1 protein-coding gene is annotated in these 1,016 nt (G+C 48.5%); it reads right to left on the bottom strand.

Annotated features, from left to right (window positions below; genetic code table 11):
• Nucleotides 1-1,016, bottom strand: a 1,016-nt coding sequence (locus D8797_RS10025) for a hypothetical protein (RefSeq protein WP_185780877.1), incomplete at both ends; no start/stop codon positions are given.

Here is a 1,016-nt window from a genome sequence, read left to right as displayed (position 1 = left end):
GATACAGACGCTGAAGCTGATTGGCTAGCTGATACAGATGCTGAGTGACTAGCACTTACTGATGCTGAAGCGCTTTGGCTCGCACTAATTGACGCAGACTGGCTCGCGCTTACTGAAATAGAAGCTGAGTTCTGGTTGTTAGATGCTGAAGCTGAAGCACTGATGCTTGCGCTCACTGATGCTGAAGTACTTTGACTTGCAGATACAGACGCTGAAGCTGATTGGCTAGCTGATACAGATGCTGAGTGGCTAGCACTGATGCTTGCGCTTACTGATGCTGAAGCACTTTGGCTCGCACTAATTGACGCAGACTGGCTCGCGCTTACTGAAATAGAAGCTGAGTTCTGGTTGTTAGATGCTGAAGCTGAAGCACTGATGCTTGCGCTCACTGATGCTGAAGTACTTTGACTTGCAGATACAGACGCTGAAGCTGATTGGCTAGCTGATACAGAGGCTGATTGACTAGCACTTACTGATGCTGAAGCGCTTTGGCTCGCACTAATTGACGCAGACTGGCTCGCGCTTACTGAAATAGAAGCTGAGTTCTGGTTGTTAGATGCTGAAGCTGAAGCACTGATGCTTGCGCTCACTGATGCTGAAGTACTTTGACTTGCAGATACAGAAGCTGAAGCGCTTTGGCTAGCTGATACAGAGGCTGAGTGGCTAGCACTTACTGATGCTGAAGCGCTTTGGCTCGCACTAATTGACGCAGACTGGCTCGCGCTTACTGAAATAGAAGCTGAGTTCTGGTTGTTAGATGCTGAAGCTGAAGCACTGATGCTTGCGCTCACTGATGCTGAAGTACTTTGACTTGCTGATACTGAAGCTGAAGCTGATTGGCTAGCTGATACAGATGCTGAGTGACTAGCACTTACTGATGCTGAAGCGCTTTGGCTCGCACTAATTGACGCAGACTGGCTCGCGCTTACTGAAATAGAAGCTGAGTTCTGGTTGTTAGATGCTGAAGCTGAAGCACTGATGCTTGCGCTCACTGATGCTGAAGTACTTTGACTTGC

The sequence above is a fragment of the Streptococcus cristatus genome (genome assembly GCF_003944225.1).
Lineage (GTDB): Bacteria > Bacillota > Bacilli > Lactobacillales > Streptococcaceae > Streptococcus > Streptococcus cristatus_K.
The sequence above is the reverse complement of the archived record's forward strand: the minus strand, read 5'-3'. Positions and strand labels throughout refer to the sequence as shown.